The organism is Sphingopyxis sp. J-6 (genome assembly GCF_046603995.1).
Lineage (GTDB): Bacteria > Pseudomonadota > Alphaproteobacteria > Sphingomonadales > Sphingomonadaceae > Sphingopyxis.
Window position 1 is genome coordinate 1,362,311 of the sequence record NZ_CP145810.1, and the last position, 20,587, is coordinate 1,382,897.

The 20,587-nt window shown below is 64.0% G+C and carries 21 protein-coding genes and 1 other RNA gene; 17 read left to right on the forward strand and 5 right to left on the reverse strand.

Annotation, left to right across the window (positions count from 1 at the left end; genetic code table 11):
- The first annotated feature begins 15 nt into the window (after positions 1-15).
- From V6U71_RS06555 to V6U71_RS06590, 8 genes are all read left to right on the forward strand, one after another.
- Complete coding sequence (locus tag V6U71_RS06555; RefSeq protein ID WP_411341493.1) at positions 16-345, forward strand: hypothetical protein; 330 nt, start codon at positions 16-18, stop codon at positions 343-345.
- Positions 345-1,856 (forward strand): FAD-binding protein, encoded by a 1,512-nt coding sequence (locus V6U71_RS06560; protein ID WP_411341494.1) that lies wholly within the window; start codon positions 345-347, stop codon positions 1,854-1,856. The genes V6U71_RS06555 and V6U71_RS06560 overlap by 1 nt, the downstream gene beginning before the upstream one ends.
- A gap of 102 nt (positions 1,857-1,958) precedes the next feature.
- Complete coding sequence (gene aspS, locus V6U71_RS06565; protein ID WP_411341495.1) at positions 1,959-3,749, forward strand: aspartate--tRNA ligase; 1,791 nt, start codon at positions 1,959-1,961, stop codon at positions 3,747-3,749.
- 3 nt (positions 3,750-3,752) lie between these two features.
- Complete coding sequence (locus tag V6U71_RS06570; protein WP_411341496.1) at positions 3,753-4,631, forward strand: alpha/beta fold hydrolase; 879 nt, start codon at positions 3,753-3,755, stop codon at positions 4,629-4,631.
- A 74-nt stretch (positions 4,632-4,705) separates the two neighbouring features.
- Positions 4,706-5,644: a hypothetical protein gene (locus tag V6U71_RS06575; RefSeq protein WP_411341497.1), complete on the forward strand. Its 939-nt coding sequence runs from the start codon at positions 4,706-4,708 to the stop codon at positions 5,642-5,644.
- Positions 5,645-5,728: 84 nt separating this feature from the next.
- Positions 5,729-6,514, forward strand: a complete 786-nt coding sequence (locus V6U71_RS06580; RefSeq protein WP_411341498.1) for a polyphosphate kinase 2 family protein — start codon at positions 5,729-5,731, stop codon at positions 6,512-6,514.
- Positions 6,515-6,568: 54 nt separating this feature from the next.
- Complete coding sequence (locus V6U71_RS06585; protein WP_411341499.1) at positions 6,569-7,105, forward strand: J domain-containing protein; 537 nt, start codon at positions 6,569-6,571, stop codon at positions 7,103-7,105.
- A gap of 34 nt (positions 7,106-7,139) precedes the next feature.
- Positions 7,140-7,568 (forward strand): hypothetical protein, encoded by a 429-nt coding sequence (locus tag V6U71_RS06590; protein ID WP_411341500.1) that lies wholly within the window; start codon positions 7,140-7,142, stop codon positions 7,566-7,568.
- Positions 7,569-7,662: 94 nt separating this feature from the next.
- Here V6U71_RS06590 and mtgA read toward each other — a convergent pair whose 3' ends face one another.
- The 4 genes from mtgA to V6U71_RS06610 all read right to left on the reverse strand — a co-directional run bounded on the left by mtgA (position 7,663) and on the right by V6U71_RS06610 (position 12,094).
- Positions 7,663-8,370 (reverse strand): monofunctional biosynthetic peptidoglycan transglycosylase, encoded by a 708-nt coding sequence (gene mtgA / locus V6U71_RS06595; protein WP_411341501.1) that lies wholly within the window; start codon positions 8,368-8,370, stop codon positions 7,663-7,665.
- 294 nt (positions 8,371-8,664) lie between these two features.
- Positions 8,665-9,864, reverse strand: coding sequence for a toll/interleukin-1 receptor domain-containing protein (locus V6U71_RS06600; RefSeq protein ID WP_411341502.1), 1,200 nt, complete (start codon positions 9,862-9,864; stop codon positions 8,665-8,667).
- Between the two features lie 289 nt (positions 9,865-10,153).
- On the reverse strand, positions 10,154-11,056 hold the full coding sequence (rpoH, locus tag V6U71_RS06605; protein ID WP_411341503.1) for an RNA polymerase sigma factor RpoH: 903 nt from the start codon (positions 11,054-11,056) through the stop codon (positions 10,154-10,156).
- An 81-nt stretch (positions 11,057-11,137) separates the two neighbouring features.
- Positions 11,138-12,094, reverse strand: a complete 957-nt coding sequence (locus tag V6U71_RS06610; protein WP_411341504.1) for an RluA family pseudouridine synthase — start codon at positions 12,092-12,094, stop codon at positions 11,138-11,140.
- Between the two features lie 235 nt (positions 12,095-12,329).
- On the opposite strand from V6U71_RS06610, the gene V6U71_RS06615 reads away from it, so the two are divergent.
- From V6U71_RS06615 to V6U71_RS06655, 9 genes are all read left to right on the forward strand, one after another.
- On the forward strand, positions 12,330-12,971 hold the full coding sequence (locus V6U71_RS06615) for a histidine phosphotransferase family protein (protein WP_054588316.1): 642 nt from the start codon (positions 12,330-12,332) through the stop codon (positions 12,969-12,971).
- Positions 12,972-13,083: 112 nt separating this feature from the next.
- A complete protein-coding gene (locus V6U71_RS06620) occupies positions 13,084-15,474 on the forward strand; it encodes a chemotaxis protein CheA (RefSeq protein ID WP_411341505.1) in 2,391 nt (796 codons plus the stop codon).
- Complete coding sequence (locus V6U71_RS06625; RefSeq protein WP_411341506.1) at positions 15,471-15,908, forward strand: chemotaxis protein CheW; 438 nt, start codon at positions 15,471-15,473, stop codon at positions 15,906-15,908. The genes V6U71_RS06620 and V6U71_RS06625 overlap by 4 nt, the downstream gene beginning before the upstream one ends.
- Before the next feature lie 87 nt (positions 15,909-15,995).
- Positions 15,996-16,370, forward strand: a complete 375-nt coding sequence (locus tag V6U71_RS06630) for a response regulator (RefSeq protein WP_054588313.1) — start codon at positions 15,996-15,998, stop codon at positions 16,368-16,370.
- An 8-nt stretch (positions 16,371-16,378) separates the two neighbouring features.
- On the forward strand, positions 16,379-17,491 hold the full coding sequence (gene cheB / locus V6U71_RS06635) for a chemotaxis-specific protein-glutamate methyltransferase CheB (protein WP_411341507.1): 1,113 nt from the start codon (positions 16,379-16,381) through the stop codon (positions 17,489-17,491).
- On the forward strand, positions 17,488-18,345 hold the full coding sequence (locus tag V6U71_RS06640; RefSeq protein WP_411341508.1) for a CheR family methyltransferase: 858 nt from the start codon (positions 17,488-17,490) through the stop codon (positions 18,343-18,345). The genes cheB and V6U71_RS06640 overlap by 4 nt, the downstream gene beginning before the upstream one ends.
- Before the next feature lie 66 nt (positions 18,346-18,411).
- Positions 18,412-19,101, forward strand: coding sequence for an N-acetylmuramoyl-L-alanine amidase (locus V6U71_RS06645; RefSeq protein ID WP_411341509.1), 690 nt, complete (start codon positions 18,412-18,414; stop codon positions 19,099-19,101).
- Between the two features lie 38 nt (positions 19,102-19,139).
- Positions 19,140-19,526: RNase P RNA component class A (gene rnpB / locus V6U71_RS06650), an RNA gene on the forward strand.
- A 72-nt stretch (positions 19,527-19,598) separates the two neighbouring features.
- Positions 19,599-19,754, forward strand: a complete 156-nt coding sequence (locus V6U71_RS06655; protein WP_156344038.1) for a hypothetical protein — start codon at positions 19,599-19,601, stop codon at positions 19,752-19,754.
- Positions 19,755-19,763: 9 nt separating this feature from the next.
- Here the strand turns inward: V6U71_RS06655 and V6U71_RS06660 are convergent, their stop codons facing one another.
- Positions 19,764-20,417, reverse strand: coding sequence for a hypothetical protein (locus V6U71_RS06660; RefSeq protein ID WP_411341510.1), 654 nt, complete (start codon positions 20,415-20,417; stop codon positions 19,764-19,766).
- Between the last annotated feature and the right edge of the window lie 170 nt (positions 20,418-20,587).

The following is a 20,587-nucleotide window of genomic DNA, read 5'->3' on the forward strand; positions in this document are numbered from 1 at the left end:
GAAGGGGTCTTGGCGATGATGTGGATCGGTTGGGGGCTGGCGGCGCTCGGTTTTGCGCTGCTTTTCGGGCAATATATGGCGGGACAGGCCGATATTTTCGTATCGATCGCCAACCCGCGCCCGCTCGACGAGGAGCGGATGGTGGTGACGCTGAAGGGCTGGGGTTTTGCCAGCGCGGCGGCGCAGCCCTTCATCGCGTCCGAATCCGACCATGGTCTTTGCGATGCGCGCGTCTTTGCGACGCGGCGCCAGATGCTCGTCGCGCTCGCCAGTTTCGGTTTCTTTCGGCCGGTCACCGTCGCGTGGCGGGCGCACGCCGGCATCCAGCCGCTGGGAGACGCCTGATGCCGATCGTCCAGCTTGGCGATGAAGGTCGCTGGACCAACTATCATGGCACCGGCACCTGCGAGGCGGCGACGCGTTTCGGCTTGCGCAGCGGCGATGCCGTGCGCGGCCGCGACGAACTCGCGCTTACGGCGAAGGCGGTGCAGGATTGGCTGACGGCTGCGCAGGCGGCGGGGCGCCGCGTCCGTCCGCTCGGCGCCGGGTGGTCGCCGTCGAACGTCAATATCTGCTCGCAAAGCTGGCTGCTCCACACGCGGCGTTTCAATCGCTGCTTCCGGATCGGCGTCGGCGACGTCCGTCCCGGCGTCGATGCGGACGCGCTGATGCTCGTCGAGGCGGGTGCGCTGGTCGACGAGGTCTCCGACAAGCTTGAGGAACAGGGCCGCTCGCTCTGGACGAGCGGCGCCGGCAACGGGCAGACCTTTGCCGGCGCCTGCGCCACGGGAACGCACGGATCGATGATCGCGCGCGGCGGCATCCAGGACCATATCCGTGCGGTGCAGGTGGTGACGCCGGGCGGCGTCCATTGGGTCGAGCCAGCCGCAGGCGTGATGAGCGATGCCTTCATCGCCGCGACGGGTTCGACGCCGCTCCACGACGATGATCTGTTCGCCGCGCTCCAGCTTCCGGTCGGGGCGCTCGGCATCGTCACCGCGCTGGTCGTGGACAGCGTGCCGAAATTCCTCGTTCGCCCGATCCAGAACCTGCGCACCGTCGACCGCGCGGCGCTCGATTGGCTGGCGGCGGGCGACTTCCGACGCTTTTCGGCCGCCTATGCACTCGATCAGGACCCCGATTTCGTCCAGATGATCGTCAATCCGTACAAGCCGTTCAAACGCCCCGCGATGCTGCGGTTCCTCTACCGCGAGCCATGGCGCGACGATTATCCGCACGCAACGCCGGGCGAACTGGGGGCGGGCTATGACGCGCTCAGCCTGCTCGGGCGCTTGCTCGACGACTATCCCTGGGCGCGCGGCGCGCTGCTGCAATATGCGATGAAGCTGGGCTATGCGAGCGGCCCCGACGTCGACGACCCGCCGGTTTACGGGAACTGGGGCGAGGGGCTCGACACGCACCGGCCGCTCGCCGACCTGTTCAACGCGTCGGTCACCATCGACCGCGCCGATCTGGCGCGGGCGTTCGAGATGATATGCACCGTCTATGCGCGCCATGGCGGCTCGACCGTCGTGACGCTGCGCTTCATGGCGCGCGCCGAAGGACTGCTTGCGCCGGCGCGCTATTCGCACAATGCCGTGATCGATTTCGACGGGCCGCGCAGCGAACGCACGGCCGCGGCTTATGCGCGCGTCGTCGAGGTGCTCGATGCACAGGGGATCGGTTTCACGCGCCACTGGGCAAAAAGCTGCCGTCTCGATGCGGCGCGGGTCGCCGCCGACTATGGCGAGGATTTCCGCCGCTGGCGCGCCGCGCGCGACCGGTTGATGCCCGATCCCGGGCACCGCGCGCTGTTCGGCAGCGAGGTGCTCGACGGGCTCGGCCTGACCTGCTGAATCGACCGTCCACCCTTGACAAATGGCGCGCCGACCTGCCTTAGGCGCGGCCATATCGGTGCGTAGTTCCGCGCGCCTTCCCGGACATTGAAAGACAGAAGAATGCACGCCTATCGCACCCACACATGCGCAGACCTTCGCGCCGCCAACGTCGGTGAGGAAGTCCGTCTTTCGGGCTGGGTGCACCGGACGCGCGAACATGCGAATGTGCTCTTCGTCGATCTTCGCGACCATTATGGCATCACCCAGATCGTCGTAGAGACCGGTTCGGACCTCTATCCCACGGTCAACGCGTTGGGTCCCGAGTCCGTCCTGACCTTCACCGGCAAGGTTGCGGCGCGCTCGCCCGAGACGCTCAACCCGAAGCTGGCGACCGGCGAGATCGAAATCTATCCGACCGCGGTGACCGTGCAGTCGGCGGCCGAACGCCTGCCGCTGCCGGTGTTCGGCGAGACCGAATATCCCGAGGAAATCCGCCTCACCAACCGCTTCCTCGATCTCCGCCGCGAGCGCTTGCACAAGAATATCGTGCTGCGCTCGAACGTCATTTCGTCGCTGCGCCGCCGGATGATCGATCAGGGCTTCACCGAATTCCAGACCCCGATCCTGACCGCGAGCAGCCCCGAAGGCGCGCGCGACTATCTGGTGCCCAGCCGCGTCCACCCGGGCAAATTCTATGCGCTGCCGCAGGCGCCGCAGATGTTCAAGCAGCTACTGATGGTCGCGGGCTTCGACCGCTATTTCCAGATCGCGCCCTGCTTTCGCGACGAGGATGCGCGCGCCGACCGTTCGCCGGGCGAATTCTATCAACTCGATTTCGAGATGAGCTTCGTCACGCAGGACGATGTTTTCAACGCGATCGAACCCGTGCTGCACGGCGTGTTCGAGGAGTTTGCCGATTTCGACGGCAAGGGCCGCAGCGTGTCGCCGCTGCCGTTCCAGCGCATTCCGTACCGCGAATCGATGCTGAAATATGGCAGCGACAAGCCGGATCTCCGCAACCCGCTGCTCGTCCATGACGTCGGCACCTTCTTCAAGGGTTCGGGCTTCGGCCGCTTCGCGACGATGGTCGAAGAAGGGCAGGTCGTTCGTGCCGTGGCCGCGCCCGAAACGCACGAGAAGAGCCGCAAATTCTTCGACGAGATGAACAGCTGGGCGCAGTCGGAAGGCTTCCCGGGCCTCGGCTATGCGACGCAGAAGGACGGCGTGTTCGGCGGCCCGATCGCCAACAACCATGGCCAGGAGGGCATGAAGGCGATCGCCGACGCGATGGGTCTGGGCCCGAACGATGGCATCTTCTTCGCCGCGGGCGTCGAGGCAAAGGCTGCGAAGCTCGCCGGTCTTGCGCGGACGCGCGTTGCCGATCAACTCGACCTCATCGACAAGAGCCGCTTCGAATTCTGCTGGATCGTCGACTTCCCGATGTTCGAGGCCGATGAGGACACCGGCAAGATCGATTTCAGCCACAATCCCTTCTCGATGCCGCAGGGCGAGATGGACGCGCTGGTCAACAAGGATCCGCTCGATATCCTCGCCTACCAGTATGACATCGTCTGCAACGGCGTCGAACTGTCGTCGGGTGCGATTCGGAACCATCGTCCCGACATCATGTACAAGGCGTTCGAAATCGCCGGCTACAGCCAGCAGGACGTCGACACCAACTTTGCGGGCATGATCAACGCCTTCAAGTTCGGCGCCCCGCCGCACGGCGGTTCGGCACCGGGGGTCGACCGCATCGTGATGCTGCTCGCCGACGAGCCGAATATCCGTGAGGTGATCGTCTTCCCGATGACCCAGAAGGCCGAAGACCTGATGATGGGCGCCCCCGCCCCGGTCAGCGAAAAGCAGCTCAAGGAACTCAGCATCCGCCTCGTCGACGGCCCCAAGAGCTAGGGCGTGGACGGCGGGCCCCGCGAACACCGGCTGGATACGCCGGAAGGCGAAATCTGCTGGTTCGAGTGGGGCGAACCGTCGCCCGGCCGGGCGTCGCTGCTGCTCCTCCACGCGACCGGTTTTCACGCGCGGTTGTGGGATCGGGTCGTCGCGGCGCTGCCCGCCGGAACGCACGTTGTCGTACCCGACCATCTGGGGCACGGCCGCAGTGCCAAGCCCGCCTCGCTGTCCGACTGGGCGGTGACCTCGGACGCGCTGTTGCCGCTGGTTGATCTGTTTGCCGGAAGCCCGCTGGTGGGCTGTGGCCACAGCATGGGCGGCTATGTCCTGACCCGCCTCGCCGCGGGACGCCCGGCGGCATTCCGCCATCTCGTGCTCGTCGATCCGGTCATCATGGAGCCGGCGCTGTACGACGAGGCGGCGGGGCAGCCCATGCCCGATCCGGCCGGGCATCCCGTCGCGCGGCGCCGCGCCCGCTGGGACGGGTGGGAAGCGATGAACGCCCATTTTTCGCAGCGGCCGCCCTATACCCATTGGCAGCCTGAGGTGCTCGCCGATTATTGCCGCTTCGGCCTGTTGCCCGCCGCGGACGGCGAAGGCTTCGACCTGGCCTGCCCGCCAGCGCTCGAAGCGTCGGTCTATCTGAATGCGCTGCGGACCAGCCCCTATCGCTGGCTCGAAGACATGGCGGCACCGGTCAGCGTGATCCGCGCCCGGACGGGCGAACGGACAAGCGCGCTCGATTTCTCGGTCAGCCCGACCTGGCCCGGCCTTGGCGATGCCTTGGGCGCGGTGCGCGACGAACAATGGAGCGAGCATAGCCATTTCATCCCGATGGAGGCGCCCGGGCGCCTCGCTGCCTTGCTTGCCGACCTGCTCTGAAGACGGGGCCGCGCTTTGACAGCCGTACCGGGCTGCGATAGCCCGTCGCGGGGTTGATCGGGGGAAGGGGTATCATGGTCGATGCGCGCGCAGCCTTGGCGGCTGTTTGCCTGTGTCTCGCAGCGCCGGCGGGCGCCGAGGTGTTGACGATCGCGGCCGCCGAACCGGCGAATGCGGAGGCGAACGACCTCTATCGCCTTGCGGTCGAGCGGTTCGAAGGGCGCGACGGCGCTATGTTCGCGCAGGCGCTGGAGGCGGAGCTTGGCGCCGCCGAGTTCGACGGGCGTCCCTATTTCCGGATCGTTGCGCCCGAATCGGGGGCGCCGATCGATGCGCTGGTGACCGGCACGGTGCGCAGCAACGTCGAGGAGGTGCCCGTCACCGAAAAGCGCGACCGCTGCACCGAATATGACCCCGCCGACAAGAAGAAGTGCCTGAAAGAGGTGGAGGTCGAAATCCGCTGCCGCCGCCGTATCGCGACCGCCGCGACGACGGTACGGCTGGTCGCGATCGCCGACGGGTCGGTGCGCTATTCGCGGCCGCTGAACGCGCGCGACGAAATCACCTATTGCCCCGACCGCAGCGCATCGCGGACGGTCGAACAATTCGTCAATGCGACGCGCAAAAAGCAGGTCGAGGCGATCCGCGACGACCTTGCGCCGCGCCGCTATGTCCTCGACGTGCGTGTGGACGAGAATCGCAAGGGGCTGGCCAAGCCCGCAGCCGAAGCGTTCAAGGACGCGATCCGCCAGACCAAGAGCGACCAGGCCGGAGCCTGCGCGGCATGGACCGCGCTGACCCGCGAAGCGGTGCCGACCGCGGCGCTCGCCTTCAACCTTGGCCTTTGTTCCGAAATGCAGGGCGATTTCGATGCCGCAATCGACTGGTACGGCGAGGCACAGCGGCAGGGATTGCGCGGCGAGGCCATTCCGGCGGCGTTGACGCGGATCGAACGCCATCGGAAGGCGATCGCCGACTGGCAGGCGCGAAAGCAGCTTATGGGTTACAAGTAAGGAAATAGCGGGCCGTTGTACCAGAACACGACAATGGCGTTCGCCCCCTTGGTAAGCGCCGCATCTGTGGTCTAGGAAAGCCGCATGACCATTTCGCTTTCGGACCATGAATCGGGCGCCAAATATGACGGCGACTATGGCGACGACCTCAAGGCGCTGCAGGAACGTCTGGAACGTGTCCAGTCGGCGCATATCACCCATGGCCAGCGCAGCATCATCATGTTCGAGGGCTGGGATGCCGGCGGCAAGGGCGGCATCATCAAGCGGCTGACCGCGCTGCTCGATCCGCGCTATTTCGAGGTATGGCCGATTTCCGCGCCGACCGAAGAGGAAAAATCACGTCATTTCCTGTGGCGCTTCTGGAAACGGCTGCCCGGCAATCGCGAAATATCAATCTTCGACCGGAGCTGGTATGGGCGGGTTCTCGTCGAACGTGTCGAGGGCTTTGCGAGCGAAGCCGAGTGGCGCAAGGGCTATGACGAGATCAACGAGTTCGAGGCACAGCTCACCGGCAGCCGCACAAATCTCGTCAAGCTGTTCATCCACATCACGCAGGAAGAACAGGACAAGCGTTTCGCCGACCGGCTCGACGATCCGTGGAAGCGGTGGAAAACCGGCGCCGAAGATTATCGCAACCGGGCCAAGCGCAAGGATTATCTTGCCGCGATGGACGAGATGTTCGCGCAGACCGACACGCGCTGGGCGCCGTGGAAGGTGATCGACGGCAACAACAAGAAGGCGGCACGGATCGCGGCGCTGACCCATGTCGTCGAGGCGCTGGAAGCCGCGGTGCCGATGACGCCGCCCGATCTCGATCCGGCGGTGGTCAAGCTGGCGCATAAAGCCTTCGGTTACGCGGCAAAAGACTAGGTTTCTGGCCGCGCCCGGCTAGCAATCCCGGCGTCCAGCCGCTACATGGGGTTGATGAGCCGCGCCAAGAGATCCGATGACTGGGGTTTTCCCCGCTGGCGCCCCTATGGCTCGTCGCGCGAGGCGCAGAAGGTCCGGCTGTGCGACCGCCATGGCTGTGCCGAACCGGGCAACTGCCCCGCGCCCAAGTCGCCGAACAGCCCCGACCGCTGGTATTTCTGCGAGGCGCACGCCGCGGAATATAATCGCGGCTGGGACTATTTCGAAGGGTTGAGCGCCGAAGATGCCGCTGCACGCGCCGCCGACGAGGCGCGCGGCGCGCGCAGTTATGCCCGCGCCCAGCATTATGCATGGGGCGGGTCGGGCGACGGCAGCCGCAGCGCCGACGAAATGCGCGCGCTCGAACTGCTCGGGCTCGACCCCGACGCCGATTTCGACGCGACGAAAAAGGCGTGGCGCGCCTATGCCAAGGAATGCCACCCCGACGTCAAGCCGGGCGACGAAGAGGCAGCCAAGCGCTTTGCGGCGGGGCAGGCGGCGTTCGAGGTGCTTAAGCAAGCCGAAGAGCGAAAGAGCTGGAAGCCGGCCTAATCTGGAGCACCGAAATAGCGGGAAGGGCGGTGCTATGGGAATTGGCGGATACTCATCGAAAATTTGCGCCGTGCTTCTTTTGACACTCGCCCTAACAGCGTGCGGTTCCATTGGTAGTGAAGCTCTTGTTCCTTCCGATGATGATCTACCCGACCTTGAAGCTGCGGCCGCCGAGGGGGACGAAGATGCCTTGGTGAAGCTGGTGCTATTCTATGGCCGACGCGGTGATGAAGGGGCGACCAAGCGATGGCTTGAACGCTGCTTGGATTTCCAGATTGCCTTTTGTCTAGCAGATAGGGCTAGCGAAATTGCGGGCGACGCACAGAGGGAACGGAATGCCGTCAAGTCCTCTCAAATGAAAGCACAAGCAATCGAATACGCCGAAAAGGCAATAATTTATGAGAAGGATAAAAAGAAGAGAGAAGAATATCGACGTATGAAGCAAGACATTGAGGGTATTTGAGATGAGCAGGTCAGCCCTGCCTGCGCTCTAGCTCCCTGCCTTCGCGGGGATGACAAACGGGGGATGCTCGCTCGCTCCCCTGATAAAACTGCCTCTATTTATAGATGCACGCATCCAGCCCGTCGCGCTTCACGACGCCGATCCGCGCGCGGATCGTATTGCCGTAGCGGCGGGTGAAGCCCGAGGGGCTCACCGCTTCGCGTTTCTTGGGCAGGGGCAGGATGGCAGCGATCCGCGCGGCTTCTGCCGGGGTGAGCTTAGCCGCGCCATGTTTGAAATAGCGCTGCGCTCCAGCCTCGACGCCATAGGTCCCAAGACCCGTCTCGGCGACGTTCAGATACACCTCCATGATCCGGCGCTTGCCCCAGATTTTTTCGATCAGAAAGGTGAACCACACCTCGGGCACCTTGCGCACGTAACGCGTCCAGCCGCTGCCCTGCCACAGGAAGACATTCTTCGCGGTCTGCTGGCTGATCGTCGACCCGCCGCGCATCCGCTTGCCCTTCGCGTTGCGCTCGATCGCCTGCTCGATCGCATCGCGGTCGAAGCCGTCATGGCTGCAGAATTTGCCGTCCTCGGCCGCGATCGCCGCGGCGACCATGTTGCGATCGATGTTGGGCAGGCCGGTCCAGTCCTTGGTGATCCCGTTGCTGTCGGCCAGCATGGTGAAGGTCACCGGCGGCGGCACAACTGCATAGGCGAGCACCCACACGACCGAGGCGACAATGAACCAGAACAGCCATTTGAACGGCCGCAGATACCAGGGCAGCTTGCGCTTCTTCGCGCGGGAGGAGGTTGCCATGCGCGGCAGACTAGCCGCTTGCGGGCTGGAGGCAAGCGCTCGATCGATCGGCCGACTTCCTGGCCAAGATTGCGAAAAGGGAAGGCTGCATGCCCTTTCGTTCTGATCTGCTTCGTCGTGCTTGCTTGCGCTGCGCCCGCCGCAGCCAGCGGCAGGCGGGGGTCAATGTCAGCTTAATCGCGACAACCCCGGCGTCGAATTTTATTTCGGTTACGCGCGCCGGTTCCGAACACCGATGTGCCCGCTGCCGGCAAATGGATGGGTAGCCTATTCGGCCCCGCGCTGTCCGCACCATCACTGCGACGTTTTTTGCCCGTCCGAAAACCAGCTGGAAAGAATTGATCGCATCTTGCGTTTTGTATCATATTCGCAAAAATTGGGACTAAATTTCATATTGGGTAGATAGTCATCGCTCGACATATCCGAGTAATTTCTGTCAAATTCTATAACTGGACTCTTGAGTTCTTGAAGTTTTGGCATCGAATTTTCCGAATGCCAGTTAATATTTCTTTTCTCTGTATAAAATACTAGATCTTTTTCGCTCGGTGAGTTCCAAAGGCAGCAAGGGGATCCATCGGATATCTGATAGATCATATACCGGTCTGCCTCGACGCCTTGGGGGATATTCTGCAAATGACCTTTAAGGAAAATTGATCCAAGCGGGCCTTTGCACCCCGGTTCTTTATCGTTTTCGGCCAATCGACTATATTCATCGAGCGACAGCTCTCGTTTCCCGCAGACGTAAAATCGGTTCGATCCGACCCGGTCGACGACAAAGCGTTCGCTGCCCCATGTTGACTCGAACGCCACCAAATCCAGCGGGCAGTCTTTTAAATTCATCGGTTTGACAAGTTCGATCAGGGCAACGCCAACCGGAATGCCGATCATCAAAGCAGCGATGCCCCAGGACAGTAAGGCCACTCGTTTTTGGCGGCGGCGCCGCTGCCAAATGGCATCGAAAGAGACGCCGATCAGTCCCGCCGCGATCCTGGCAAAAATTCGCTCGCGAGATTCGGTGCCGGTTCGGGCATCGATCCACAGCGGTTCGGTCAAAAGGCCTTCAATGGCGGGAGGGAAAGCGGCGATGCCGCTTCCATCCCGGTGAAAGGCCGGATCGCCATTGACCAGAACAAGAAAAATCTGATCGCTGCGGCCGAGCTTTGAAAATTGCTCAATCTCCTGGTTTACCCAATGCGAAGCTGCAGCGTGGGGAGAGCATATGACGATCAGCGCGCGCGAATTTTCAAGGGCCGAACATATCGATTTGGTCAAGTCACTTGATGCGGAAAGTTCTTCAACATCTCTGAAGACGGGACGTAGCGGCCATTTGGAAGAGTTGATCAAATTTGGCCGGATTGCAGGAAATCTCAGGCTTTCAAGTTTTCGATGCAGCCATTTGGCGAATTTCTCGTCGCGCCGACTATAGCTGATGAACGCCGCATACTGAAATTCGTGAAACGGGCTCGCGTCATTTTCTGCGTCGTTTTCAGACAAGCGCCCCTCCGTCCCGTGTAGTCATGGTATGTGATTGTGTACCCCGCAACACGATTCAAGCAATATTCGACAGCTTCTTGCGGCGCAATCGACTCAAATCATTCTATCTTTCCGTTTCGCCTCGGCCCGGCCTCCCTGGCCCAGCCACGCCATCACGGCATCGGCGACCGGCAGTAGCGCGATGCGCTGGGTACCCGGGTCCATTTCCATATGAAAAATCCCCCTTCGGTCGGCCCGAAGGGGGGGCTGGTTTTTCTGCGCCCGCAATCAAATCGCCGGTTTTCCTGGCTCAGGCGCCCACCAGCCGGCGGTCGCCCGCGAGCTTGAGCATCGCCTTTTGCAGTTTTTCGAAGGCGCGCACTTCGATCTGGCGGACGCGTTCGCGGCTGACGTCATAGACCTGGCTCAGATCCTCGAGCGTTTTCGGATCGTCGGTCAGGCGGCGTTCGGTCAGGATGTGGCGTTCGCGCTCGTTCAGCGTTTCGAGCGCTTCGCTGAGCAGCGAATGGCGCACGTCGCGTTCCTGTGCTTCGGCGACGCGTTCGTCCTGCAATGGGCCTTCGTCGCCGAGCAGGTCCTGCCACTGGCTGTCGCCGTCCTCGCCCATCGGGACGTTCAGCGAGGTGTCGCCGCCCATCGCCATGCGGCGGTTCATACTGACCACCTCGTCCTCGGTCACGCCGAGGTCGGTTGCGATCTTTGCGACATGTTCGGGGCTCAGGTCGCCATCCTCGAACGCTTCGAGGTTGTTCTTCATCCGGCGGAGGTTGAAGAACAGCTTCTTCTGCGCCGCGGTGGTGCCCATCTTGACGAGGCTCCACGACCGCAGGATGAATTCCTGGATCGAGGCGCGGATCCACCACATCGCATAGGTGGCGAGGCGGAAGCCGCGTTCGGGGTCGAACTTCTTCACGCCCTGCATCAGGCCGATATTGCCTTCGCTGATCAATTCGCTGACCGGCAGGCCATAGCCGCGGTAACCCATCGCGATCTTCGCGACGAGGCGGAGGTGCGAGGTGACGAGCTGCGCGGCAGCTTCATTGTCGCCATGCTCCTGGAAACGCTTTGCGAGCATATATTCCTGCTCGGGCGTCAGCAGCGGAAATTTGCGGATTTCGGCCAGATAGCGGTTCAGGCTCGCCTCACCGCCGAGCGCGGGCACCGTGGCCGGAACATTGCTTTTATTAGCCATTGTTAGCGTCTTCCCTAATTTTTCAGAGGAGAAATATGCCGCGGTTGGGTCCGGCGGTCGAGATAGATTTTCATTCGAAACTTAAACGCGCAATGCATCGATCAGTTCCCGCATATCCGCAGGGATTTCGCTGTCGAGCGCGATCCTGTTACCGGTCACCGGATGAATAAAGCCCAAATGGGCCGCGTGCAATGCCTGCCGCGCGAAATTCCGGGCTTTCAGCACCTCGGACAGCGGCTTTTTCGCCCTTCCGTAGACCGGGTCGCCGACGAGCGAATGGCCGATATGCGCCATATGGACGCGGACCTGATGGGTGCGGCCGGTTTCCAGCCGGCATTCGACCAGGGTGGCACCTTTCAGCGGCTCGATCGACCGATAGTGGGTGATCGCATGCTTGCCGCGCCCGTCGGCAACCACCGCCATCTTCTTGCGGTTGGTGCTCGACCGGGCGAGTGCGGCATCGATCGTCCCGTTCGCGGGCATCGGGCGGCCGGTCGCAAGCGCAAGATAGCGGCGATCGATGCTGTGCGCGGCGAACTGCTTTGCCAGTCCTTCGTGCGCCTTGTCGTGCTTTGCGGCGACGATCAAACCGCTCGTGTCCTTGTCGATGCGGTGGACGATCCCCGGACGGGCAACGCCGCCGATTCCCGACAATTGCCCCGCGCAATGGTGGAGCAGCGCATTGACCATCGTGCCGTCGAGATTGCCCGCGGCGGGATGGACGACCATGCCGGCGGGCTTGTCGACGACGATCAGATGTTCGTCCTCGAATGCAATCACCAGGTTCATGTCCTGCGCGACATTGTGCGCGGGCGCGGCTGCGGGAACGCGAACTTCCAGCGTAGCGGGCGCCGCCGCCTTGGCCGACGGGTCCCACAGCACGTGGCCGCTCGCATCGGCAACGCGTCCGCCCTTGATCAGCGTCTTCAGCCGCTCGCGCGAAAGTTCGGGGAGCGCTTCGGCAAGCGCGCGATCCAGACGCAGTCCGGCTGCATTGTCGCCAAGCGCAACGGTCAGTATTTCGTCGTCCCCCAACATTGGTCGCGATGTGGGGCGGCGGTCTCGATTTTCAAGGGCCTGCAAGGCTTCCGGATGCATCCGTCATCCCGGCGAAGGCCGGGATCCCGCCCTCGCGTTGTTCGGCGCCGGTGAGATCCCGGCCTTCGCCGGGATGACGAGAAATGGGCGCATCGCCCTTGCCCTTAACCATATCCCTGCCGTAGGGAGCGTTCGCGAGCCGGAAATGTCCGGTCTGCGGGGAGCCCATTCATCCATGACCGACGATCGCGTCGATTTCGCCTCCATGCTGGCCTCGCGCCTGTGTCATGATTTGCTCAGCCCGGTGGGGGCGTTCGCCAACGGGCTGGAACTGCTCGCGGACGAAAAAGATCCCGAAATGCGGGCGCGCTGTATCGATTTGCTCGAACAGAGCGCGCGTACATCGGCAAACAAGCTCAAATTCTTCCGGCTGGCCTTCGGTTCGGCTGGCGGGTTCGGCGAGCGCGTACCCGCCGACGAGGCGAAGTCGGCGATCGAGGGGATCATCGGCGACCGCGCGATCGACCTCAACTGGATGATCGGGAGCGAACCGCTGCCCAAGCCGGCGGTCAAGATCATCCTCAACCTGTCGCTGATCCTCGTCGACGCGCTGGTGCGTGGCGGGCGGCTCGACGTCGGCTGCGAAACGCAGGGTGACGGAATCGAAATTGCCCTGCATGTCGAGGCCGAGCGCCTGTTCCTCGACGCCGATGTCGAACGGATCTTGCAGGAAGGCGAGGGGGCGACCGCGATGACGTCGCGCACCGCGCCTGCGGTGCTCGTCCAGGCGGTCGCGGCGCAGAACGGCGGGACCGTCATGCTCGCCCGCGAAACTGCGACATCGCTGCTGGTCGGGGCGGTGCTCAAGGGGCGCTGAGTCCGGCGATTTCGGCTCCACGATTTTCTGTCGCGGCGCTGCCGCACAAACGCTCCATTAACCATTGTCCGCCATGGTCGTGCCAAGGAATTTGGGGCGCGCCGTTACCGTCATGGACGATCTGCTGAACGACTTTTTGGCCGAAACGGCCGAAATTCTTGCCGAAGCCGGCGGGGCGCTGGTTGCGTGGGAAGCCGATCCGACCGATCGCGCCCAGCTCGACGCGATTTTTCGCCTCGTTCACACGATCAAGGGCAGCTCTGGCTTCCTGTCGCTGCCGCGCGTCACCGCGCTCTCGCACGCCGCCGAGGAAGCGCTCGATCAGGTTCGCCGCGACACGCGTGCCGCCGATACTGCGCTCGTTTCGGCGGTACTGGCCGTCGTCGACCGGTTGTCGGAGCTTTGCCGGGCTCTCGGTAGCGATGGCGTCGAACCGGCGGGCAACGATGCCGACGTCATCGAGCCGCTCGCGATGGCAGAGGTCGTGCCCGAAGCGCCGGTGGAAGTCGCCGGGATCACGCTTCGCCGCGAGGATGATTTCGCCGCCGAATTGCAGAGCTGGCGCTCGATCCGCGTTCCCCTGCCGTTGCTCGACACCGTGATGACGGGGGTCACCGACATCGTTCTCGCGCGCAACGAATTTGCCCGCATGCTCCGCGAATCGGGAGCCGATGCATCGCTCATCGCGTCTTTCGACCGCCTTTCGGACTCGATTGCCGGAATGCGCCAGTCGGTCAGCCAGATGCGGATGCAGCGGATCGACAAATTGTTCGCGCCGCTGCCGCGTGTCGTTCGCGATCTGGCGCAGGACCTTGGCAAGAAGATCAAATTCACCACCAGCGGCGGCGAGGTCGAACTCGACCGCGAGATGATGGAAAATATCCGCGACCCGCTGATCCACATCGTCCGCAACGCGATCGATCACGGGATCGAGCCGCTCGACGAACGCGTCGCGGCGGGCAAGGGGATCACCGCGACGATTTCGGTCGCGGCACGCCAGTCGGGCAACCAGATCGAAATTGCGGTGCGCGACGACGGCCGCGGCCTGTCCGCGGACATGCTGGTCCAGAAGGCGATCGCGGCGCGCATCGTCACCGCGACCGAGGCGCGCGCGCTGACGCCGAAAGACAGGCTCGAACTCATCTTCCGCCCGGGCTTTTCGACCGCGGCCAAGGTCACGGCGATTTCGGGCCGCGGCGTCGGCATGGACATCGTCAAGGCGAACCTCGAAAAAATCGGCGGCGTTGTCGAATTGCGTAACGACCAGGGGCGGGGCCTGACGATATTGCTGCGCGTCCCGATGACGTTGACGATCATCTCGGGCCTGATGGTGCGCGCGGCGGGACAATATTTCGCCATTCCGCGCGGCGCGGTGCGCGAAATCCTGCTCGAAACGAGCGATACCGTCCGCATCGATCGCGTCGGCGGCGGCGAACTGGCGACCGTGCGCGGCGAACAATTGCCGCTGCTGCGGCTCGAAGACGTCCTCGGCTGCACGCGCGACGAACAGGACGACGTCGACGATCGCGCGCTCGTCGTGATCCGGCCGGGGCAGGGGCAAAGCTATGCGCTCAGCGTCGCGGCGATCCACGACCATGAGGAACTGGTGATCAAGCCTGCGGCGCCGATGATCATGGCGACGGGCCTTTATGCTGGCACCACCTTGCCCGACAACGGGCGGCCGGTGCTGCTGCTCGATGTCCAGGGCATACTGGCCGCGTCGGGTATCGACGCGTCCGAAGAGGGACGCGGCGGCGGCGCCGAGGCAACAGCCGCCGATGAAGCGCAAAATGTGCGTCATGCCGCCCAGTTGCTGCTTTTCCGGGATATGAACGGGCGGACGCGCGGCGTCCATCTGTCGGCGATCGAACGCGTGGAAGAGGTTCCCGCAACCTCGATGTTCGAAAGCGCCGGGCGCACGCAGGTCCGGATCGGCGACGACATTTTCCCAGTCCACGCGACGACGCAAAGCGACATCGGCGAAACGCTCAAGCTCCTGCGGATTTACGACGGGCGCGCCGTCCTTTGCTATCCGATTGCATCGGTGATCGACATCGTCCGTCTGCCCGACGTCATCCAGCCGGCGGCGGCGCCGGGGCTCATCGCCGGCGTCATTCTTGTCGGCGATGAACCGGTCGAACTCATCGACCCGTTCTGGCTGATGGAACAATATGGCGCCGGCCGCACACCGTCGACGCTTCGCCAGCCGCTCTGCCGCCTTGCCGGCGACCAGGACGGGTGGGGCAGCAATTTCCTCGCGCCGATCCTGCTCAACGCGGGGTATCGCGTCGCGTCGGGCGACGAAGCCGGCGAAGCGCCCGATGTGCTGCTTTGCCTGTCCGACGAAGCCGATGCCTGCGCGCACCCCGGCGACGCGATCCCGATCATTCGCCTCCGCGCTTCGCGCTCCGCAAGCGGACCGGGCGACGAAACCGTCTATCGTTACGATCGCGCCGCTCTGCTCGACGCGCTGCGCAGCCGGGTCGGGGGAGGCCGGGCATGATGGAAAAACTCTATCTGATCGCGCGCATCGCCGACACCCGCGTCGCGCTGCGCAGCCAGTCGATCAATTCGGTGGTCACCGTCGGTGCGCCGGTCGAGGTGCCCGCCGCGCCGCCGCATGTTGCGGGGCTCTTTGCGCTGCGCAGCCGGGTCTTCACGCTGATCGATCCGCATGTGGTGGTCGGGCTCGCGCCGGTCGCAGTGGTGCCGGGGCAGCGGGTCATCGTCGTCGATGTCGCCGAGCATGGCTATGCGCTGCTCGCCGACGAGATCGAGGATGTCTGTTTCATCGACGCGCCGGAGACGCGGGTGGTGGGCAAGCTGCTGCCCGGTTGGGCGCGGGTGGCGGAAGCGGTGATCGAACATCGCGGCGCTTCGCTGCTGGTCGTCGATCCGTCGCATTTCGTCACCCTGCCGGTCCAGACGGCAGCGTGATTCATATCGTAATTAACCGGGTTGTTAACGGGCTGGACACCCCTTCGCCATAACGTGGCGGAAATCCCCGGGGGGTCGGAGGTCAATATGTCGAAATCGTGTCTGGTCGTCGATGATAGCAAGGTGATTCGCAAGGTCGCTCGCCATATCCTTGAAAGCATGTCTTTTGCGGTGGAGGAGGCGGCTGACGGGCAGGAGGCGCTGACCTTTTGCCGCGCGCATCGTCCCGACGTGATCCTGCTCGACTGGAACATGCCGGTGATGAGCGGCATGGAATTTCTGGGGGCGTTCAACGACCTCGACTATGGGCGCGCCGAACGGCCGCGCGTCGTTTTCTGCACCACCGAAAACAGCATCGACCATATCCGCGCCGCGATCGAAGCGGGCGCCGACGAATATGTGATGAAGCCGTTCGATCGCGAAACGCTGGAAGGAAAATTGCAGCTCGTCGGGGTCGCCTGACGCGCGGCATGGCGACGACGCGGAGCCTTCTTCCCGAAAACCCGCCGGCCGCCGACCTGCCGGCGACGCGCGCGGTTCGCGTGATGCTCGTCGACGACAGCCTCGTCGTGCGCAGCATCCTCGAACGCATCGTCGACCAGCACCCCGGGCTCAAGATCTGCGCCTCGGTCGCCTCGGCGCACGACGCGCTGGCCTTTCTCGCCTGCGAGCCGGTAGACGTCGTCATTCTCGATATCGAAATGCCGGGAATGAACGGCATCGACGCGCTGCCGCACATTATCGAGCGGGCGGACAATGCCCGCGTTCTGATCCTCTCGTCGAACTGCGTCGAGGGCGGCCCCGCCGCGATCGAGGCGCTGGCGCTCGGCGCGAGCGACACGCTCGCCAAGCCCGGGCGCGGCAGTTTTTCGGGGCGCTTCGCCGAAGTGTTGACCGAGCGTATCCTGTCGCTGGGGCAATTGCCGATGCCTGCCGTCGCGCAGGTGGCGCGGCGGGCGATGCCCCCGCCGGCTCCCGTCGCGGTCGACGCCATCCAGTCGATCGACTGCATCGCGGTCGCCGCGTCGACGGGCGGCATTCCGGCTTTCGCGACCTTCCTTGCGCATCTCGATCGCCGGATCACCGCGCCAATCCTGCTGACCCAGCATCTGCCCGATGCCTTCATGGAATTTTACGCGCGGCAGATTGCGACGATGACCGAGCGTCCGGTGCATGTCGCGGCGGCGGGCATGCCGATCGAGCGCGGCCATATCTATCTCGCACCCGGCGACGCGCATCTGACGGTGGTTGCCAGCGGCCGGCGCCGCGAGATTGTGCTCGATCGCCGCCAGACCGACAACGGCTGTTGCCCGTCGGCCGACCCGATGTTCGCCTCGGTCGCCGAAACCTATGGCGAGGGCGGGGTGGCCGTGGTCCTGAGCGGCATGGGACGCGACGGCGCGAGCGGCGCCGCTCGTTTGAAGGCTGCGGGCGGCACCGTCTTCGCGCAGGCGCCCGAAAGCTGCGTGATCTGGGGCATGCCCGGTGCGGTAGCGAAAGCGGGCGTCGCCGCGGCAACGCTCAACCCCGATGCGATTGCCCTGATGCTGGGCAGCTTCCTCGCCGGGCGGCGCGGGTCATGATGGGGAGCAGCGCCAGCGAATCGGCGTACCGCGTCCTGATGGGCGTGCTGGAATCGCGGACCGGCCAGACGCTGTCGCCGAACCGGATCTGGCGGATCGAAATGTCGTTGAAGCCGGTGATGCAGCGCCACGGCATTGCCGACCTCGACGCGCTGGTGGCGGCGCTCGTCACCTCGAACAGCCGCGGACTGCTCGACGACACGGTCGATGCGATGCTCAACAACGAAACCTATTTTTATCGCGAATATAGTGTCTTCGACGACATTGCTGCGACGGCGCTAGAACAGTTGCGCAAGGTCAACGCGGCGCAGCGGCGGATCACCATCTGGCACTGCGGCGTGTCAACCGGGCAGGAAGCCTATTCGATGGCGATGCTCCTTGCCGAGCAGGATGCCAGATGGGCGGGCTGGCAGGTCGATATCGTCGGCACCGATGTCAGCCGGCACGCGATTTCGCGGGCGCGGATCGGGCTGTACAGCCAGTTCGAAATCCAGCGCGGGCTACCCGTCCAGCGCATGGTGCGCTGGTTCGATCAGGCCGACGGCGGCTGGCTTGCCAAGGCCGAAATTCGCCGCCGCATCGATTTTTCGGTGCAGAACATGCTCACCGACCGGCCGCCGCTGAGCAGGCCGGCCGATCTCATCTTCTGCCGCAACCTGCTGCTCTATTTCTCGCTGTCGATGCGGCAGAAGGCTTTCGCGCGGCTGCGCGCCATGGCGGCGCCGCACAGCTTCCTCGTCCTCGGGGCGGGCGAGACCGTGCTCGGCCAGACCGACCAGTTCGTCGCCAGCCCGCGGCTGCGGGGCCTCTACGAGCCCGCCGACCAGCAGGCGCGGCGGGCGACTGCGGCCTGAGCTTGCAATTTGTCCGGCGCTGGCGCAATCGGGGCGGGGGCTGATTGAGGACGGGCAACGACACGCATGAGCGATTTCATCGAACGCTGGTCTCCCAATTTCGACGACCGCGCCCTGCCTGTCTCGATGATTGTGCTGCATTATACCGGTATGAAGACCGGCACCGAAGCCATTGATCGGCTTGCGGATGCCGAGGCCAAGGTGTCCGCGCACTATGTCGTCAGCGAAGACGGGCAGATCACCCATATGGTGCCCGAGGAGAAGCGCGCCTGGCATGCCGGGAAATCGCACTGGCGCGGGGTCAGCGACATTAATTCGGCGAGCGTGGGGATCGAGATCGTCAATCCCGGGCACGAATGGGGCTACACGCCCTTTCCCGATCCGCAGGTTGCCTCGGTCGTGCGCCTCGTCCACCTGATTAAGGACCGTCACGCGATCACCCGCGGCAACGTCGTCGGCCATTCGGACATTGCGCCGACGCGCAAGCAGGACCCGGGCGAGTTGTTCCCTTGGGAGGAGTTGGCGCGTCGCCGCCTCGCACTGCCGCGCCCGACCAAGAAGCTGACCGACCCTCTGTGGACCGACGCCGGCTTCCTGCTCGCGCTCGAACGCTTCGGCTATGACGTGACCGACGGGTTCGCCGCGACGGTCGCCTTCCAGCGCCGCTTCCGCCCCGAACTGATCGACGGGACGATCGACGGCGAGTGCCGCGCCATCCTGCTGGCGCTGCTGTTGCCGCAGCCAGAGGGCAATTGACTCGTCAAACCGGGCCGAAGGGCCTATAATCGTCCGCGCCAGAGGGTCGGGCGATCGCCGCCGCGCAAGCGGGGGAGGAAAGTCCGGGCTCCACGGAAACCACGGTGCCGGATAACGTCCGGCGGCTTCGGGCAACCGGAGTTAGGGAAAGTGCCACAGAGAGAAGACCGCCAACGGCTTCGGCCCGGCGAAAGGTGAAAGGGTGCGGTAAGAGCGCACCGCGCGGACGGTAACGGACGCGGCACGGCAAACCCCACCGGGAGCAAGGTCGAATAGGGATGGCACGGATTTATCCAGGGTCGGTTCCGGCCCCGCCGTCCGGGTTGACTGCTTGAGCGTTCGGGTAACCGTCCGCCTAGAGGAATGATCGCCTATCCCCCGTCAAAGGGGGTGGACAGAACCCGGCTTACAGACCCTCTGGCATTCTCTCCCGAAGTAAGGCGCGGAACCCCGCGCCGCAGGGCCGCGTATTAACCGGACCAGAAGGGAGACGAACCATGAAAGTCGTCGAGGATCATGTCGAAGTCACCGAGACCGAGGCGAGCAGCGGGGTCAAGGGACATAATGTCCGCTATGTGCTCGCCATTTCGCTGATCGCGGCGATTGTCGTGCTGTCGCTGGTCTGGATCGTCCCCGCGCTGCTGCAGCCTTAGCGACGGCCGCTATTTCGCCTTGGTAAAGGCGACGAGCTGTTCCTCGGGATCGGGCGTATCCGCCATATAGACGGGTTTCGACGGGCGTTTGAAGCGGGTGACGAATGCGTCCTCATAGCTGGCGTCCTCACCCTCGCCGGTGAGCTTCAGCGTCTTGGTCTCGACGTCGCCGGTGAGGAGGTTCCAGCTCATCTCATTGCCGTCATGGGCATAGGTACGGCTGTAGACGGTGGCGTCGAGCCCGATCAGGCGCAGCTTCGGCTCGACCTTGTCGGCGCGATAGCGGTAGGTCGCCGAAAGCGCGGTGGTGCCGCCGGTCAGATCCTTGATCGTGAGCACCCCATTGCTGATCGATAGCTCGGCCGGGCCCAGCGCGTCGGGTGCCAGCTTGAAATCGCCGCCGGGCTGATGCCCGAAATCGACCTCGCTGCGATAGCTGAGCACGACGTAGACATGGCGCTCGTCGGGGCTCGCGACGACAAACGCCGTGTCGGGATCGCCATCGCCGTTGAGATCGCCATCGACGCGGCCCTCGATCTCCTCGCCAAGCTCGAGCTGGTCGAGGAGGAACTGGTCGGTGACTGGCGCTAGAGGCGGGCGTGCCGGCGCGGTATGGGCCGTGCCTTGTAGAAGCAGTGCCGCCAGAAAGCTTGCTTTTTGCATTGCGGCTCTCCCCTTCAGCGCCAGCTTATCAGCGATTAACCGATCGTCCAGCTATTGCCAGTGACGCGGCACACAGAGCAGTTCCTGCTTTCCTGCAAATTTCGTTGGCTTATGCTGGTTGCAGATCGGCGCGGCGCGGGCTTGGTCGCCGGATATGCAATTGGCCTTAG

Bases quoted from the DNA above. Each gene is read 5' to 3' on its own strand.
- mtgA (WP_411341501.1), bottom strand. From the start codon at position 8,370: ATGGCAACCTCCTCCCGCGCGAAGAAGCGCAAGCTGCCCTGGTATCTG.
- V6U71_RS06630 (WP_054588313.1), top strand. From the start codon at position 15,996: ATGTCGAAATCGTGTCTGGTCGTCGATGATAGCAAGGTGATTCGCAAG.
- V6U71_RS06575 (WP_411341497.1), top strand. From the start codon at position 4,706: ATGGTCGATGCGCGCGCAGCCTTGGCGGCTGTTTGCCTGTGTCTCGCA.
- V6U71_RS06655 (WP_156344038.1), top strand. From the start codon at position 19,599: ATGAAAGTCGTCGAGGATCATGTCGAAGTCACCGAGACCGAGGCGAGC.
- V6U71_RS06660 (WP_411341510.1), bottom strand. From the start codon at position 20,417: ATGCAAAAAGCAAGCTTTCTGGCGGCACTGCTTCTACAAGGCACGGCC.
- V6U71_RS06580 (WP_411341498.1), top strand. From the start codon at position 5,729: ATGACCATTTCGCTTTCGGACCATGAATCGGGCGCCAAATATGACGGC.
- V6U71_RS06625 (WP_411341506.1), top strand. From the start codon at position 15,471: ATGATGGAAAAACTCTATCTGATCGCGCGCATCGCCGACACCCGCGTC.
- V6U71_RS06585 (WP_411341499.1), top strand. From the start codon at position 6,569: ATGAGCCGCGCCAAGAGATCCGATGACTGGGGTTTTCCCCGCTGGCGC.
- cheB (WP_411341507.1), top strand. From the start codon at position 16,379: ATGGCGACGACGCGGAGCCTTCTTCCCGAAAACCCGCCGGCCGCCGAC.
- V6U71_RS06610 (WP_411341504.1), bottom strand. From the start codon at position 12,094: ATGTTGGGGGACGACGAAATACTGACCGTTGCGCTTGGCGACAATGCA.
- V6U71_RS06590 (WP_411341500.1), top strand. From the start codon at position 7,140: ATGGGAATTGGCGGATACTCATCGAAAATTTGCGCCGTGCTTCTTTTG.
- V6U71_RS06560 (WP_411341494.1), top strand. From the start codon at position 345: ATGCCGATCGTCCAGCTTGGCGATGAAGGTCGCTGGACCAACTATCAT.
- rpoH (WP_411341503.1), bottom strand. From the start codon at position 11,056: ATGGCTAATAAAAGCAATGTTCCGGCCACGGTGCCCGCGCTCGGCGGT.
- V6U71_RS06640 (WP_411341508.1), top strand. From the start codon at position 17,488: ATGATGGGGAGCAGCGCCAGCGAATCGGCGTACCGCGTCCTGATGGGC.
- aspS (WP_411341495.1), top strand. From the start codon at position 1,959: ATGCACGCCTATCGCACCCACACATGCGCAGACCTTCGCGCCGCCAAC.
- V6U71_RS06645 (WP_411341509.1), top strand. From the start codon at position 18,412: ATGAGCGATTTCATCGAACGCTGGTCTCCCAATTTCGACGACCGCGCC.
- V6U71_RS06555 (WP_411341493.1), top strand. From the start codon at position 16: ATGATGTGGATCGGTTGGGGGCTGGCGGCGCTCGGTTTTGCGCTGCTT.
- V6U71_RS06620 (WP_411341505.1), top strand. From the start codon at position 13,084: ATGGACGATCTGCTGAACGACTTTTTGGCCGAAACGGCCGAAATTCTT.
- V6U71_RS06615 (WP_054588316.1), top strand. From the start codon at position 12,330: ATGACCGACGATCGCGTCGATTTCGCCTCCATGCTGGCCTCGCGCCTG.